This window comes from Streptococcus handemini (assembly GCF_040984445.1).
Taxonomy (GTDB): domain Bacteria; phylum Bacillota; class Bacilli; order Lactobacillales; family Streptococcaceae; genus Streptococcus; species Streptococcus handemini.
The window spans coordinates 16,948-31,273 of record NZ_JBFRYH010000003.1 but is presented as its reverse complement, the minus strand read 5'-3'; the positions used below and the strand labels follow the sequence as shown (position 1 = coordinate 31,273).

Here is a 14,326-nt window from a genome sequence, read left to right as displayed (position 1 = left end):
CCTACCGTTATATATATATATATATATATGGAGATCCATCTGAATTAAACTTCAAATTAGACTGAATAAATTTATAACCTTGACGTTCAATAGCCTCTTTCATAGTAGCTATAGTTTCTGCGTTTGCTACAATCTCTTTTTGCTTCTCTACGTCAATTTGACCAGTTGAATCAAGCGGAAGAGAAATTTCTAAATCTTTTATCATAGCTGTGTTGAGTTTTGTGTACTCATTTTTACCATTCTCACCTTTTCTTCCTTTAACATTAGCTCGGAAAATAGGTTCTAGAACACGTTTAAGATATATAGGATTTACAAAATTTTTATATTTCTCTTTCACAACCAGAGGTCTCACTTTTTCACTTAAAGTGAAACGCCCCTCATGATAAAAAACATAACCAGCCAAGCCATCAATATTGTATGTTAAGCAATCTTCAAAATACTTCACAGGTGTTTCACGTCCACTCTCTTTTTCGACGATGACAGCATTATCTTTAACATAACCATAGCTCGGATTATCATCACTACTGGCTCCATAAACAGGAATATTTCCTGAATGTTCTTTTACAAATGTTTTAGTAAATTTTGAAGAATTAGTTGATACAGTTAAATCAAATAAATCCGATAGTTTGATTGGTACACTTTGACCTATTTCACCAGACAATATATCAACTTCCACTGTTTTAATTTGTTCAATTTTGTCAGCTAATTCTGCCTTACGAGATTCAATCAATTCAAATTTGCGAACAATTTCTTCTTGGATGGTAAGATCAAAATCTCCATTTATATCAACAGGAATATCAATCAATATATCTAATAGTTTATATAATGATGCCTTACTTGTCCACGAAAAATTTTGCATTTCCGGATTAGATTTGATGGCATAATATAAAAATTTTACAGAAGTTGAATCTTGAAATTCTTTTTTCAATAAATAAATCCTAGTCGCTGGTCCAACTGAAAATTTTGATTTATCTCTATATATAACAGTACCCGCTTTTGCTCCATCCGAAGTAATTTGTAGACACTCAACATCATAGTCATAGGTATCGATATAGCCCTTTGTCATATCTCCTGTTGTTTTAGCAGAATAAACAGGATAGTCCCCTGGATGCTCTGAAATGTACTTCAAAGAATATTTGGAATTGCCACCAATCGTCGTAAAGAGCTCACCAATAGTTTTCTGAACTACTTCAACCATTCCAACTCCTCCTTGAAATCCTGCATCAGAGAAATCATATCATCAAGCATACCTTGAAACTCATCTATAGAAACAGTTTGTCTTTCTTTTTTGAGTCCAATTGCAATCTTTTCTTCCTCAGACCACCAGTTTTCAATAATCCAGCTCTTATTACTATCCAATTCATCTATAGTAAGCAACTTCAACCTCGAATCATCTAGCAGAAATGATTTTATCGGCTCTTGCAAATTATTTCTATCAACTGATTTACGGTAATAATTATATTTGATAACAGCCTGTTTCAAATCATTATCTTCTGTATCAAAGCGGTAAACATCGAGTGTTTCTCCAATGCTTCCAGCAATATAAGTGAAAACAGGATAATCTTGAATAACATTATTTTCAATTTCAGCTTCTGTTTTCTTGCGAATCGTTAAAATATAGGTTTTCTTAGGTGTATTAAAGAAAGCATTGACTGGCAGAGATATGATAGTTTCAATATAGAAATATTTTTTTAATTTCTCCTTTAATTTTCTATTAGCATTATTGGAAAAAATACCATCTGGCAAAACAATATTGGCTACTCCACCATATTTCACAGAGCGCATAATCCATTCTAGAAAGAGAGCCTCTACACCACTACCACCCCATTTATAGAGTTTAGTCGCTTTTGCCAAATCAGACATTTCTTTACTTTGGTAGTAAGGAGGATTAGCTAAAATCAAATCATATTTATCTTCTTCAATATTGCTCAATGTCCCAAGCATACTTTTATGCAAGTAAAAAGAGTTATTCAACAAAGACTTCGCAATGGTCTGAACATCAGAAAAGCTATTGTTTTGTTGAAATAATTCAGAAAAATAAATGAGTGTGTTTGCCTTGGCAAGAATGACCGTAATGTCGTCTTTTTCTGACATCATCTTATCATAACCATAAAACGTAATCTTAGAAGACAGCTTACCATTTTTATAAGAATAACTATCCCCAATCCGCTTCTCTACAGCTTCAAGTAAGAATTTCCCAACACCGCAAGCAGGGTCACAAATAGACATTCCTTCTGAAATGTCAACCATAGATACCATTTCATCAACAATTTTAAGAGGGGTAAAGAATTGTCCCATATCACTCTTATCATCGCTACTTTTCATAAATGTTTCAAAGAGCTTTGATTTAAAATCCTTACTAATTGAAATAAATTTACCGTTTTCTTTATCATATTTTGCAAATTCTAAAATAACAGCTTTGAAAACCTTATCCGTGTTGTCCTCACTAACATACTCATTTTGTCCATCTTTATCAATGTGAAAGACTTTCCCATTAATAATACTCGTCCCATCAGTACCGCTTGGAAATAATTTTACCATAGTCTCACGTGCACCATCCAAATATTTCCCCAAAACAGTAGCAGTTGAATAGGCACTATCTTCATAAAGTGAAACAATATAGGAAAAAGAATTTTCACCTTTTAGTACCCCAATATCAGATAAATACTTAAATAAAAAGAGTTCAACAAAAGTATATAATGACATTTTTGCAGAAGCAAAAGTCAAATTTTTAAGAATACGGTTAATTTTTTGAGCTAAATCAGTAGGATCTAAATATTCTTTCCTTAAAACTTGATTGTTTGTATGAGAGATAGATAAAGAAATATCATTAATTAACTTAGCAACCTGTTTCCCATTTTTTTTAGGATTAATTTGTAAATTAATTTCATTTCCTTTTTCGTCTAAGATTTTTTCTCCAGTTTTAGGATTAATCCATATATAAGAATCACCATCACTAGCGACAAAAATTAAAGAGTCAATAGCTTTAGCAACATCAATCTCTTGTTTAATAGCAGCGGCTATATCTTTTTCTGACTTAAATTTATCCGGCTGCTTCTGTTCAACATAGATAATGACATTTTTATTATCATCCAAAATAAGAACATCCGGCTTCTTATTCACAATGCCTCTTTTTAAGTTAAAATTCTTAATAACTTTGTGTTTTATAAGATTATTAACTGTTGTTGCTCCAATACTATAACACTCATATTTATCAAAAATTACTGGCTCAGAATAAAGACTATTTTGAGTTAGCTGCTCTGACATCACTTCTCCTTGTTCTATACAATAAAGAGGCTGGAACAACAGTCCCTTACCTCGTTACGTTTCATAGTTTTAACAGTTTGGCACAGTAGTTGTCTGGTTTGTAAAATGTTGATTTATCAACATTTTACAAACCAGACAACCTTGTGGGGGTAGGACTATAAAATCGATTTCTACGAAATCACAATTTTTGTCCTACTCCCATCTTACCTTAATATTCCTTTTGATTATAGCCAAAGTCCGCAAGGTCTAGCTTTTTATCCCGCCAATTTTTCTTGACCTTGACCCAGGTTTCTAAGAAGACCTTATCGCCCAACATTAACTCGATGTCCCGGCGGGCCATAGAGCCAATTTTCTTGAGCATAGCACCGCCTTTTCCGATGACAATGCCTTTTTGGCTATCACGCTCCACCATAATCGTTGCACGAATATGAATCTTGTCCGTATCTTCATCTCGCTTCATGCTGTCAATGACAACGGCTACCGAATGCGGAATCTCTTCACGGGTCAAATGAAGTACCTTCTCCCGAATCATCTCAGACACTAAGAAACGTTCTGGATGATCCGTAATCTGGTCAGCTGGGAAATATTGGAAACCTTCATCTAGGTTGTCTTTCAAGATTTCCATGAGACGGTTGACGTTATTTCCTTGCGTAGCAGAAATCGGGACAATTTCCTTAAAGTCCATTTGTGTCCGAAAATCATCAATCTGCTCCAAAAGCTGATCCGGATGTACCTTGTCAATCTTGTTGACCACCAAAATCACAGGCACTTTAGCAGATTTGAGACGCTCCATAATCATATCATCGCCCTTACCACGTGGCTCATCTGCTGGCACCATAAAGAGAACCGTATCCACCTCGCGCAAGGTGCTATAAGCAGAATCCACCATGAAATCTCCTAAAGCTGTCTTTGGCTTATGGATTCCCGGTGTATCGATAAAGACAATCTGCTCGGTCTCTGTCGTGTAAATGCCCATAATCTTATTGCGCGTTGTCTGCGCCTTGTCACTCATAATGGCAATTTTTTGTCCCATTACATAGTTGAGAAAGGTTGATTTTCCAACGTTTGGACGTCCTAGAATGGCTACAAAGCCTGATTTAAATGTCATACATACCTCTAAAATATTACATTCCAAATTTTTGGAAGAAAAATGATGAGCCCTGTCAAGAGGGCAAATCCCGATACAAACAAAACGGCTCCTGCTGCCATGTCTTTAGCATTTTTAGCCAGCATGGAGAAGTGATAGCCTGATGCCAAATCAACAACATTTTCAATCGCTGAATTGACGATTTCAAAAGCGATGACCAAGCTGATACTCAAGAGTAAAAAGAGCCATTCGGTCATCGAGACCTGAAAAATAAATCCCGCAATCACGACTAGAATCGCTGACACGAGATGCTTACGCATATTGCGCTCTTCCTTAAAAGCCGTAAAAAGACCTGTCACCGCAAATTCAAGACTGGCAACCAGATCTCTATTTTTCCATTTTTTTTGTGGATTATTCTCGTGTAAGTCCATAAGCTGTTAGTATTTCTTCTTGTAAACCAAACATTTCTGCTTCTTCTTCAAGCGTATAGTGATCATAGCCGTTAATATGCAGAAAACCATGCACAGCTAAAAAGCCCATTTCCCGCTCAAAACTATGGCCATATTCTTTTGCTTGCTCATGTGCCTTATCAATGGAAATATACAACTCACCGATGTAAGCATCAAAATCCGCTAGCATCTCGCTCAACTCTGGATTGTCAAGTAAATCTTCCTCATCAAAGACAATCTCTGTTTCGGGCTTATACTCTAGGCTGACCACATCTGTCGGGCGGTCAATTCCTCGGTACTCCAAGTTCACCTCATGCACACGCGCATTGTCAACAAAGGTCACGGCCATTTCTTTTTGCTTTTTGCCAATCTTTTGAGCCGCAAACTCTAGCAAGTCTCGAATCTGCTTTTGCATTTCCTCTGTCACTTGCTGGGTCTCATCCACCATTTCAATATACATGTTTCACCACAATCTTTCTTGATTTTATTATATCACAAACTAGGAGGAAAGGAAAAAGTGCTAGCCTATCTTCTCTAAGAAGAATTTTAGTAAGCCTATCTGTCTGATTGCTATTCCGGTAAAGATACCAAGTATATTCAGGATAATATCTCCAGTATCACAAATTCCAAAGCTAAAGAAATACTGGACGATTTCAACTCCTATCACGCCAAAAACTGCGACTAAAATTTGTTTTTTCCTTGTAATGAGTGTCCCTAGAGGGATAAACATGACAAGATTCATCAAAGGAACGAAGACATTTCCAGATTGCATATCTTGTAGTGTTTCCATCGGATTCAAGACAAGTCCCCTAATCCCCATACTTTTGAACACCAGTAGGAAAGCTAAACAAGCAAAATAAATGGCATACAGCACTAGAATCATTTTCCTGTCTACGTGCTTCCGATAGAAAAAACTCAGCAAAACAACTACACTATAAGTCATGATTAGAATCACGCTCAAGGGTCCAAGCAAATCTCGCTCAGGCACAGAAAAAGTTACAATGGTAGCATAATAGTAATAATAGAGATAATGCATAAAGACAAAGCGACATACCAGAAAAGAGACCATCACATTAACACTATCGAAAAAGAAATAGACTTTTTTATTCATTATCGTTCTCCCAACTTCAAGTGTACCGTTTGAAAACTCAGCTGCTGATAACCTTCTCAATCGCACCCAGCAAGTCTTCGCGCTGTTCAATCACCGCATCTGCTCGATAGGGACTTTGGGGCAGTTGCCGCTTTCTATGATTGAGCCAAATGGCTTGCCAACCTGCTCTTTTTGCACCGACAACATCATTTTCAAAGGAATCGCCAAGATACCACATCTCTTCAGGTGAGAGCTGCATTTTCTTTACCATCAGGTCAAAAATCTCCTTGGAAGGCTTGGTTACTCCCACTTGACCAGAGATGATAGTCACATACTCTGAAATCCAATTGGTCATTTCCAGAGACTGCAACTTGCGCAGCTGATGTAGGTGCGGACCGTTGGTAATAATGCCTAGACGAATCTTGTTCTTACGGCAAACCTCAAAAATTGCTGGAAATTCTGGACTAAGAATAAGCTTACCTTGGTTTTCTTGATAGTCTTTTTGAATAATCAGAGCCAGTTCATCTGACACCCCATGTCCAAAGTCTGCCAAGGCTCGTTTCATACGGTAAATATGACTGGCTTCAAGCGTCATCTCCCCTGTCGTTGCTGCCTCAAATACTTCATCGGCATAGAAGCGAAAAGCAATATACAAAGCTCCCATTTCTTCATCCTGAACAGGTAGATACGCTTGAATCGCTCGCTTAAAGGGCTCTTCCTGATCATACAAGGTATCGTCCAAATCAAAAATCAATGCTTTCATACTACTATTCTAGCATAAAACAGCTCCCAATGGAGAGCTGTTTGATAAAAATATAGAATCGTAACGTAACTATCTGATAAAAACTAGTATATATTATTGTGTTCTTGCAATTTATTTATCTGCCATTTTAACAAACGGAAGGTAGATCAATGTTGCAAGTCCAAGATTTACTAACGATAAGACAATAGCTCTCCAATCAAATCCAGTAGAAAAGAAACCATACAAAACTGGTGGCATTACCCATGTCACATTCTGTGTAACAGGCGATACTAATCCTGTTGCGGTAGCTAGATAGGCCACACCTGACAAAACAGCTGGACAAAGCAAGAATGGAATAAATAACAATGGATTTAGAACAGTAGGTAGTCCATACATAACTGGCTCACCAATATTAAACAACACAGGTGCTAATCCAAGTTTCGCTACTTCACGATAATGTTCATTATGCGATTTCCAAAAAATAGCAATTAACAAGCCCAATGTCGCATACCAAACAAAAGCTCCATAAGATACACTTGTCCAAAGGTATGGGATAGCTTCATGTTTCTGAAATGCTTCCAAATTTGCCAGAAGAGCTACACCAAAAACTCCTTCCATAATTGGCGCCATGACATTCCCACCATGAATACCAAAAAACCAAAATAGTTGCGTTAAAACAGCCACTATAATAACAGCCACTATATTTTGAGATAGATTTAGTAATGGCAGTTGCAATACTTTATAAACCCAATCTGTCAGGAGTTCTCCAGTCACACTATTGAATATCGTTGTAAATATCGCTACCACATATAAGGCAATAAAGCCTGGAATAATAGACATAAATGGTTTTGCAATCGCCGGTGGAACACTGTCTGGTAATTTAATCGTCCAATTCTTATTCATTAATTTACAAAAGATGATAGATGATAGGAAGCCGATTAAAATAGCTGTAAAATATCCACTTGAATTAATCTGATTTCCAGGTAAAAGTCCCTTTACCGTAACAATTAACTCATTGCCCACAAGCTGTACACCATCAACCGCACTTAATGAATGCTTTAACTGTTCACTCACATCTGCTAAGGGGACACTCTTGCTTAAACTATTTCCAATCGAAATAACAAACAATGATAGGGCTACGATTCCAGATGATAGAGTATCTGTTTTATAAATTTTAGCGATATTCACACCCAAACAAAAGATAAATAACAAAGCTACAATGGATATACTGCCACGAAAAACTAAGTTATTAATGTTTACTAGCCATTGAAAAGACGATGTGATACCTTGTAATCCAAATTGATCAGGTATGTCCACTAAAAATGCATTAATTAGTAATGCGATAGAACCTGTCATAACAACTGGCATTGTACCGATAAAAGAATTTCTCAAGGCAATCAGAAATTTCTGATTTCCAATCTTTGTCGCCACAGGAAATATTGTTTCCTGAATTTTATCCATTAATTTACTGTTCATTTCATGAACCTCCGTATTTTATTACACCACTTTTTAGTGTGCTATTAAATTTTACTTATTAATTGATATGTATTTCCCAGCTATAGTTGCTAATACTTGTCTGCCGTTGAGAGTTATATATCTATACACATAGTCAGGCTCACGGTCTATCTTCTGAGTCGGATCAACCCATTGTAAATTTGATGGTAGAGCAACCGTTGAAAGATCACCACCTCTTTCACCTACTAATCCCTCTTTAGGTAAGACAGTTAGTAACGCGACTTTGCGAGCAATTTTAGCTTCAGGTGTAACATCTGCTCCCAAACGACTATCTTTAGGTACTGCGCTATAGTAGATATTATAAAGTCCTGGGGCCAAATTAGATAGAGCTTCTAAATCATTTTTTCCAGATACTTGTAAATCTACATTTGTGTTACCACCTATATTAGAGAACATATATTCATTTTCAATGGAGAAATCCACATCGTAATTGCTCGTACTTGTTGTAACCCCATTAGTCAAATCTGGACTTTCCCCTTCTCGCATCGTTATATTCCTCACACCACTTAACGATGGAGCAGTATGATAATATGCTTCAGATGCCGCTTTCTGCTCTGCATCTTGATAGTAACGTACGTAGTCTACTAGTAATTCTGTCGAATCTTTTGCCAGATAGTTTCCTGCATTTCGAGCCCAATTCCCACCTGTAGCAAGATTAAATTGAATATATTGTGGTTTATTAAAGCATGAAGCTGCTGCTTCTAAACGTTCATTTCCTTTCAAATACATCGTATTATAGACCACTCCGTCCACATACCATTCAATCCTGTCAGGATACCAATTCATACCAAAAATATGATACTTATCAGAGAAGTCATCTACTAATGACAAATTACCTCCAAGTGCTACTGGGCTATAGCTTCCATCTTTATCGACATCCCCATTTACATAATAGAAGTGTGGAGTGCCATAAATCATTTTATTGCTCTGAGTACCTTCTGCTTTTTCATCCGTATGCTCACCTGTTGGTGCGCCAATTAATTCAAAGATATCTAACTCGCCTGTACTGGGCCATCCATATCCTTGATGCGAAGTTATATCACCATCTAAGATAAAATCAGAGCCAAGTGTCCAAAATGCAGGAAAAGCTCCTTTGCCCTTAGGTAATTTTACTCTTGCTTCAATTCGCCCATATAAAAACTCTTGTTTTCCAACCGTTCTGATACTTCCCGAATCATAAATAACTTGACGAGCGTTATTTTTACCTCGAGGATTCAGGTAACGATCTTCTTCCTTGCGATCTGTTACTCTCAGCACTAAATTCCCATCTTGTACGTAAACATTGTCAGGGCTATCTGTATAATGTTGCTGCTCGTTCCCGCGAACACTACCTAGCTCATATCCCCAGTTGTTTTGATTTAGGTTATCGCCACTGAAATCATCCTCCCAGATGAGCTGATACTCATTTTCTTCAGTTACTACAACATTATCCATACTTGCTGAAATAGCTACATTCTCTTTTGAAAATTGTGGCACCCATTTCACTAGCCCGACAAACGTTTCTGGAGTTGTTGCTGTAAATGAGAAATGTACCTGTGACCATCCATTCTTTTTCCCAGCTACTTCCACTTGTTTCAAGACAGGACCTTGCCCATTATTAATGACTTCCTTGGTTGTTACATACATTCCACCAGAAATCTCCTCTGATTCAATGCGAACCGCTGCCTCTAACGTGTAAGTTTTCCCTACAACGGTAGGAATTTTTTGTAATATGTGTTCATCTAGTGTTCCAGCTAAGATAGTACCATATGTTTCCCCATTGTTGGTAATAGTTTTAGAGTAGCCTCCACTTTTATATTGCCAATTTATTTTATTGGAACAATAATCCCTATCAAAATGACCGTTTGAAATTTTATTCAAATTGGAAACGAATGATTCCTCAGAATTAGACGAGCCAATAGAACCGCGTCCCAACTCAACCTCTTCAGAATAAACCGATATGGGACAGAACAGGCACAAAGTAGCTACAATCATAGACATTGCTGTTTTTCTAGTAAACATACCCAGCTTGGTTACTCTGTTATATGCACTTCGCTTAATCATCTTAACCTACATCCTCCTTATATTTTAGTGCAGTCCACTACTGCCAGAGCTCAAGTGTTACACTTGACATAACCACGATAGATTAGGGTGTTTGCGTAATCTCTTGAAATTATTATATGAGAAGGATTATTACATCTTTACTTAACTCAAGTGTTAAAAATTTAGCCTTCTCCATTCTATTTTTATCAAATGCTAGTCGCATCCAGTTTTATTACCATATTTTAACTGTTCATAAAGACTAACAATTTCCTTTGCTAAATCAACAAAGGTGATACTGGTCATCAGGTGATCTTGACCATGGACTAATAATAAACTGAACGGAATCTTCTGCCCTTGGGCCTCTTTAGTCAACATCCCCGACTGCGCATGGTGCGTGTGAATCAGTTCTTCGTCTGCTATCCTCAATTTCTCTTTAGCAGCAGCAAAGTTTCCTTCTTTCGCTAAGGCAATGGCCTCTACCGCATGAGATTTAGCCGTTCCCCCATGCATAATTAATCCCATAATACTCTCTAATTGCTCATTTTGTTCCATCACGCTCTACCTCATCAACCCCTCTGCAAGTGCTATCACATTGTTCCCGTTCATCATCCCATAATCAACCATAGGAATGACAGCAACTGGAATTTTCTCAGCAAATAATTCTTCCAAATATTTTAATTGATACGCTACTTGAGGCCCCAATAAAATAAGATCTACCGAATGATGTTTAACATATTCTTCTGCCTCTGTTACAGGTAAGGCTAAAATATCTACCTCTAATTTTTTTTCCTCAGCAGCCTGCCTCATTTTTAGAACTAATAAACTAGTGCTCATTCCTGCTGCACATGCTAGCATAATTTGCTTTTTCATAATACTTCTCCTTCTATCTAAGAATCGATCTAGCCATCCTAGTAATGGTATGCCGTCTTCCACGAATAGTGTCACTTAGAGTGTAGATATTCTCTACAGGTGCAACACCGCTATAGCCTGCATCTCCAATATGATGAATATCTACTCCACATATTTTATTTTTTAATGCAATTTCACGGATAAGCGATCTATCTGCACCTTCTTGGCTTGTTCCTATAGCTGACATGACCAACCCCCCTTGCGCGTGGACTTCTTTTGCAATAACAGATAAGTCACTTTCAGAAAAATCTGGGATAGTCCCAACAGCTGGCACTAAAAGAACATCTGCTCCTGCTTCCATAAAATCTCTAGCTGTTGTTAAACTTATGATTTCTTCTGCTGAACCCGAGCTATGCATTTTTCCTGCAATAATCATTCCTGAGAAGAATCGTTTTGCTAAAGATACTGTTTCTACTATCTGCTTGTTACTAACTCCAGTCCCAGGATTTCCAGTTAAACAGACAAAATCAAATCCTAACTTCTCAATTTCCTGAAACGTTCTAGAATTAGCCCTGCGCCCTTCAACTAGTTCCTGTCGACTTTCTCTCATGCTCATCGTTAAGTCTACAGGTTCTAAATTAACTCCGATGGGTCGACCAACTAAACGCCGTAATTCATATATTGGATGTTGCGATACAGGTAGTCCAGCAATATCTGGATGAAAAACATCCATTCCATTTAACAAAATTAAATCTGCGCCAAATGCTGCTGCAATTTCTGAATTGGTAATTTCATCTCCTGTCCATGTTGCTCTTGAAGCAACATTTTCACTCAAGACTGTCCGTCCTTCGCTAGATTTTATAGCTTGTTTGAGCTCTGTCGCAGAAAAAGCTAATATTTCTGAACTTGTAGCACTTAATAAACGTAGGGGCATTCCATTTCCTCCTCCCCTATAGTAAAGGGATAAATAATTCTCTAAATTGTTGGACAGTTGGATTGTCCTGTAGTTTTTCCTGTAAATCAGGCGCGTGTACAAAGGCTGCGAGGGCTGGAGTGACCAGCTTCATCCGCTCATTTTTCCCTGTTGAGGGAGATAACAGAAAGACAAACCGCACCTGGTCATGTTCCTTATCCCAGTAAATCGGATAACGGCAAACAGCTATCACTACCTGTTCTTTTTGAGTCAGTGCCTTTGGCGGATGCGGAAAGGCGAGAACTTCCTCATAGACAACGGAGCTAAGATTTTCCCGAATGGCAATCTGCTTGCGGAAATCCTGTCGAAATTGTAGGTCGTCCCCCTCTTCCAAGCAGTGAATCATCTGGGATAAGACCGTCTCCTTGTCCACCTGCTGATCCAAATACAAGAATTGTGCTTCTTGAAATAATTGAGCTACATCTTCTAACAGATCCCCCTTCTTTTCTACGCTCCTTGTGGTCGCAGTTGGCCCTTCTCTCGTCCAGACCCTCTTGGTCATATGGCTACGAATACGGATAATGTCTTGTTGTTGCAACAAAACACTGACCTTGACCACCGGAACGAGAAAGACTACACTGCTCAAGTCCACCGAGGAGATGATAAAGTCAATGCCTGTCAAGTCTTGCTCAGTTAAATCAAGATAACTCGCAACCTCTACGATGTCTAATTCTGCTGGAAATTCATTTTCCAGTCGATGTTTCAACATCCTAGCACTCCCGTAACCACTAGCACAAACGACTAGGACGCGGTAGCGGACCTGTCCGCTCATTTTCTCCAAAGAAGCCAAGACATGCAAACTAATATAGGCATATTCATCGTCTGTAATGGCTTGACCTTGTAATTCAGGCATAGAAGAGAACACTTCCTTGACTGCCGTAAGAACCTCGGGATACTGGGCTACAATCTCTTCTGTCAAGGGATTGACTAGCTGGATGCCATTGTGAATCCGATGCAGGAAGGGAATAAAATGCACCTTCAATGAATCAAGCAGATGCACATCCAGCTCTAACGGAGTAGCTAGCTGCCGACCCAGTCTTTCCAAGCGTTCTCGTAGGTGTCTTGTCACGCTATCTGCTGCTTGATTGCTACCTGTTTCTTCTTTTCCTCCATGCAAGTGAATGGAAATATACGCTGCTTCGTTCTCCGGAAATTCGATGGAAAAGCGTTCTGCTAAACGTCCTAAAATCCTTGTTGCCACTTGGTATTCTGGACTCTTTTTATCCTCCTGATGGGAAACCAGCTGGACTGGATTGCCCAGCCGAATCCTACTCATCATCAAAGCTAGGTGAACAACTAGATTGTGCAAGACAAAGTCAGGCAATTGCAACTGACCGTTTCGGCATTCATCAATGACAATCATGATAATATCCGAAAAATGACTTTCTTCAAGAACATCGTGCTGGAGTAGAGAGAAAACGGAATTTTGGAAGCTATCCATAAAGAAATAGTCTTTGATAAAATGGCGGATAGCAGGCTCGCTTCCTACGATCTGAATGCCTTTTCTGCTAATCTGAATCTCAAGTCCATAGGGGCGAACTAAGTCCTTAATTTCTGTCAACAGCTGAGACACACTGGTCTTACTCAGGTATAACTCCTGAGATAGGTCCAAAATGGTCGGACTACCTGCCTCCAAAAAAAGTTTATGAATAATGTAGTGACGCCTGTCTGTCGCTTCCTCCAGTTGGCTTACGTCCTTGACCAGCTTATCCGACTGCTGCCATTCCTGCCAGTAGAGCTGAAACTGCTCCTCATCTTGAAAGGACAACTGGTAGCCATAACCTGATTTTGAAATCAGCTCTGCCCCTCTGTTGGCAATTTTATCCTCGATGCTTTGCAGATACTTTCGGACGGTTCGATCGCTCATCCCAATTGCTGCTGCCATCTTTTGACTGGAAATATAATTTCCTTCCTGCCGCAGCAATACCTGCATAATTGCCGCTTCTTTTTTCGTTAGCATTTCTCACCTCCGATCTTCTTGTAAGCCTTTTCTTACTTTCTATTGTACCAAATATTCATCCAGTCTTCACACTGCTTTTTTCCGCAATACTGATGAATTTAACCTTGCAAAGAAAAAAGGAAAGACCCTGCATGGTGATAGCTCGTCCAATCCCAAGCAAGAACCTGTATTTATAAGCGAAGTCATTCTAATCGGGAGCTTCTACTCGTCAAAAATCAAAGTCTGACGTCGTTAGTTGGAAATAAGGACTATGTCATACTCCTCAACTAGTGAGGAGGTTGCTTGCGTTCGCACTATCTAATAAAATGTCGAAAAAGGCTAATATAGAGAGTAATAGAGTATGAGATCCTAGAGAAAATAGTGTCAAGGAAA

The 14,326-nt window shown here is 38.4% G+C and carries 13 protein-coding genes; all 13 read right to left on the bottom strand.

Going from position 1 to position 14,326, the window contains the following annotated elements:
- Positions 1 to 7: 7 nt before the first annotated feature.
- On the bottom strand, positions 8 to 1,198 hold the full coding sequence (locus tag ABPH35_RS00900) for a restriction endonuclease subunit S (RefSeq protein ID WP_368849474.1): 1,191 nt from the start codon (positions 1,196 to 1,198) through the stop codon (positions 8 to 10).
- Positions 1,186 to 3,267: an N-6 DNA methylase gene (locus ABPH35_RS00895; protein ID WP_368849473.1), complete on the bottom strand. Its 2,082-nt coding sequence runs from the start codon at positions 3,265 to 3,267 to the stop codon at positions 1,186 to 1,188. The genes ABPH35_RS00900 and ABPH35_RS00895 overlap by 13 nt, the downstream gene beginning before the upstream one ends.
- Before the next feature lie 208 nt (positions 3,268 to 3,475).
- Positions 3,476 to 4,375: a GTPase Era gene (era, locus tag ABPH35_RS00890; protein ID WP_349989656.1), complete on the bottom strand. Its 900-nt coding sequence runs from the start codon at positions 4,373 to 4,375 to the stop codon at positions 3,476 to 3,478.
- A gap of 8 nt (positions 4,376 to 4,383) precedes the next feature.
- Positions 4,384 to 4,785 (bottom strand): diacylglycerol kinase family protein, encoded by a 402-nt coding sequence (locus tag ABPH35_RS00885; protein WP_349989657.1) that lies wholly within the window; start codon positions 4,783 to 4,785, stop codon positions 4,384 to 4,386.
- Positions 4,766 to 5,263: an rRNA maturation RNase YbeY gene (gene ybeY / locus ABPH35_RS00880; RefSeq protein WP_368849472.1), complete on the bottom strand. Its 498-nt coding sequence runs from the start codon at positions 5,261 to 5,263 to the stop codon at positions 4,766 to 4,768. Before ybeY ends, ABPH35_RS00885 begins: the two co-directional genes overlap by 20 nt.
- A gap of 60 nt (positions 5,264 to 5,323) precedes the next feature.
- Positions 5,324 to 5,914, bottom strand: a complete 591-nt coding sequence (locus ABPH35_RS00875; RefSeq protein WP_368849471.1) for a VanZ family protein — start codon at positions 5,912 to 5,914, stop codon at positions 5,324 to 5,326.
- Positions 5,915 to 5,951: 37 nt separating this feature from the next.
- Positions 5,952 to 6,656 carry an HAD family hydrolase gene (locus ABPH35_RS00870; protein ID WP_349987987.1) on the bottom strand — a complete coding sequence of 235 codons (705 nt, stop codon included), beginning with the start codon at positions 6,654 to 6,656 and terminating at the stop codon, positions 5,952 to 5,954.
- Positions 6,657 to 6,767: 111 nt separating this feature from the next.
- A complete protein-coding gene (locus ABPH35_RS00865; protein ID WP_368849470.1) occupies positions 6,768 to 8,111 on the bottom strand; it encodes a PTS transporter subunit EIIC in 1,344 nt (447 codons plus the stop codon).
- A 51-nt stretch (positions 8,112 to 8,162) separates the two neighbouring features.
- Complete coding sequence (locus tag ABPH35_RS00860; protein ID WP_349987989.1) at positions 8,163 to 10,193, bottom strand: glycoside hydrolase family 16 protein; 2,031 nt, start codon at positions 10,191 to 10,193, stop codon at positions 8,163 to 8,165.
- A 192-nt stretch (positions 10,194 to 10,385) separates the two neighbouring features.
- On the bottom strand, positions 10,386 to 10,724 hold the full coding sequence (locus ABPH35_RS00855; RefSeq protein ID WP_349987990.1) for a PTS lactose/cellobiose transporter subunit IIA: 339 nt from the start codon (positions 10,722 to 10,724) through the stop codon (positions 10,386 to 10,388).
- A gap of 6 nt (positions 10,725 to 10,730) precedes the next feature.
- On the bottom strand, positions 10,731 to 11,045 hold the full coding sequence (locus ABPH35_RS00850) for a PTS sugar transporter subunit IIB (protein ID WP_349988022.1): 315 nt from the start codon (positions 11,043 to 11,045) through the stop codon (positions 10,731 to 10,733).
- Positions 11,046 to 11,055: 10 nt separating this feature from the next.
- Positions 11,056 to 11,955, bottom strand: a complete 900-nt coding sequence (locus ABPH35_RS00845; RefSeq protein WP_349987991.1) for a DUF7916 family protein — start codon at positions 11,953 to 11,955, stop codon at positions 11,056 to 11,058.
- 16 nt (positions 11,956 to 11,971) lie between these two features.
- Positions 11,972 to 13,954, bottom strand: a complete 1,983-nt coding sequence (locus ABPH35_RS00840; RefSeq protein WP_368849469.1) for a PRD domain-containing protein — start codon at positions 13,952 to 13,954, stop codon at positions 11,972 to 11,974.
- Positions 13,955 to 14,326: the final 372 nt, after the last annotated feature.

Excerpts from the sequence above, each read along its gene's own strand:
- ABPH35_RS00870 (WP_349987987.1), bottom strand. The coding sequence starts at position 6,656 with ATGAAAGCATTGATTTTTGATTTGGACGATACCTTGTATGATCAGGAA.
- ABPH35_RS00860 (WP_349987989.1), bottom strand. The coding sequence starts at position 10,193 with ATGATTAAGCGAAGTGCATATAACAGAGTAACCAAGCTGGGTATGTTT.
- era (WP_349989656.1), bottom strand. The coding sequence starts at position 4,375 with ATGACATTTAAATCAGGCTTTGTAGCCATTCTAGGACGTCCAAACGTT.
- ABPH35_RS00865 (WP_368849470.1), bottom strand. The coding sequence starts at position 8,111 with ATGAACAGTAAATTAATGGATAAAATTCAGGAAACAATATTTCCTGTG.
- ABPH35_RS00855 (WP_349987990.1), bottom strand. The coding sequence starts at position 10,724 with ATGGAACAAAATGAGCAATTAGAGAGTATTATGGGATTAATTATGCAT.
- ABPH35_RS00900 (WP_368849474.1), bottom strand. The coding sequence starts at position 1,198 with ATGGTTGAAGTAGTTCAGAAAACTATTGGTGAGCTCTTTACGACGATT.
- ABPH35_RS00840 (WP_368849469.1), bottom strand. The coding sequence starts at position 13,954 with ATGCTAACGAAAAAAGAAGCGGCAATTATGCAGGTATTGCTGCGGCAG.
- ABPH35_RS00885 (WP_349989657.1), bottom strand. The coding sequence starts at position 4,785 with ATGGACTTACACGAGAATAATCCACAAAAAAAATGGAAAAATAGAGAT.
- ABPH35_RS00875 (WP_368849471.1), bottom strand. The coding sequence starts at position 5,914 with ATGAATAAAAAAGTCTATTTCTTTTTCGATAGTGTTAATGTGATGGTC.
- ybeY (WP_368849472.1), bottom strand. The coding sequence starts at position 5,263 with ATGTATATTGAAATGGTGGATGAGACCCAGCAAGTGACAGAGGAAATG.
- ABPH35_RS00845 (WP_349987991.1), bottom strand. The coding sequence starts at position 11,955 with ATGCCCCTACGTTTATTAAGTGCTACAAGTTCAGAAATATTAGCTTTT.
- ABPH35_RS00895 (WP_368849473.1), bottom strand. The coding sequence starts at position 3,267 with ATGTCAGAGCAGCTAACTCAAAATAGTCTTTATTCTGAGCCAGTAATT.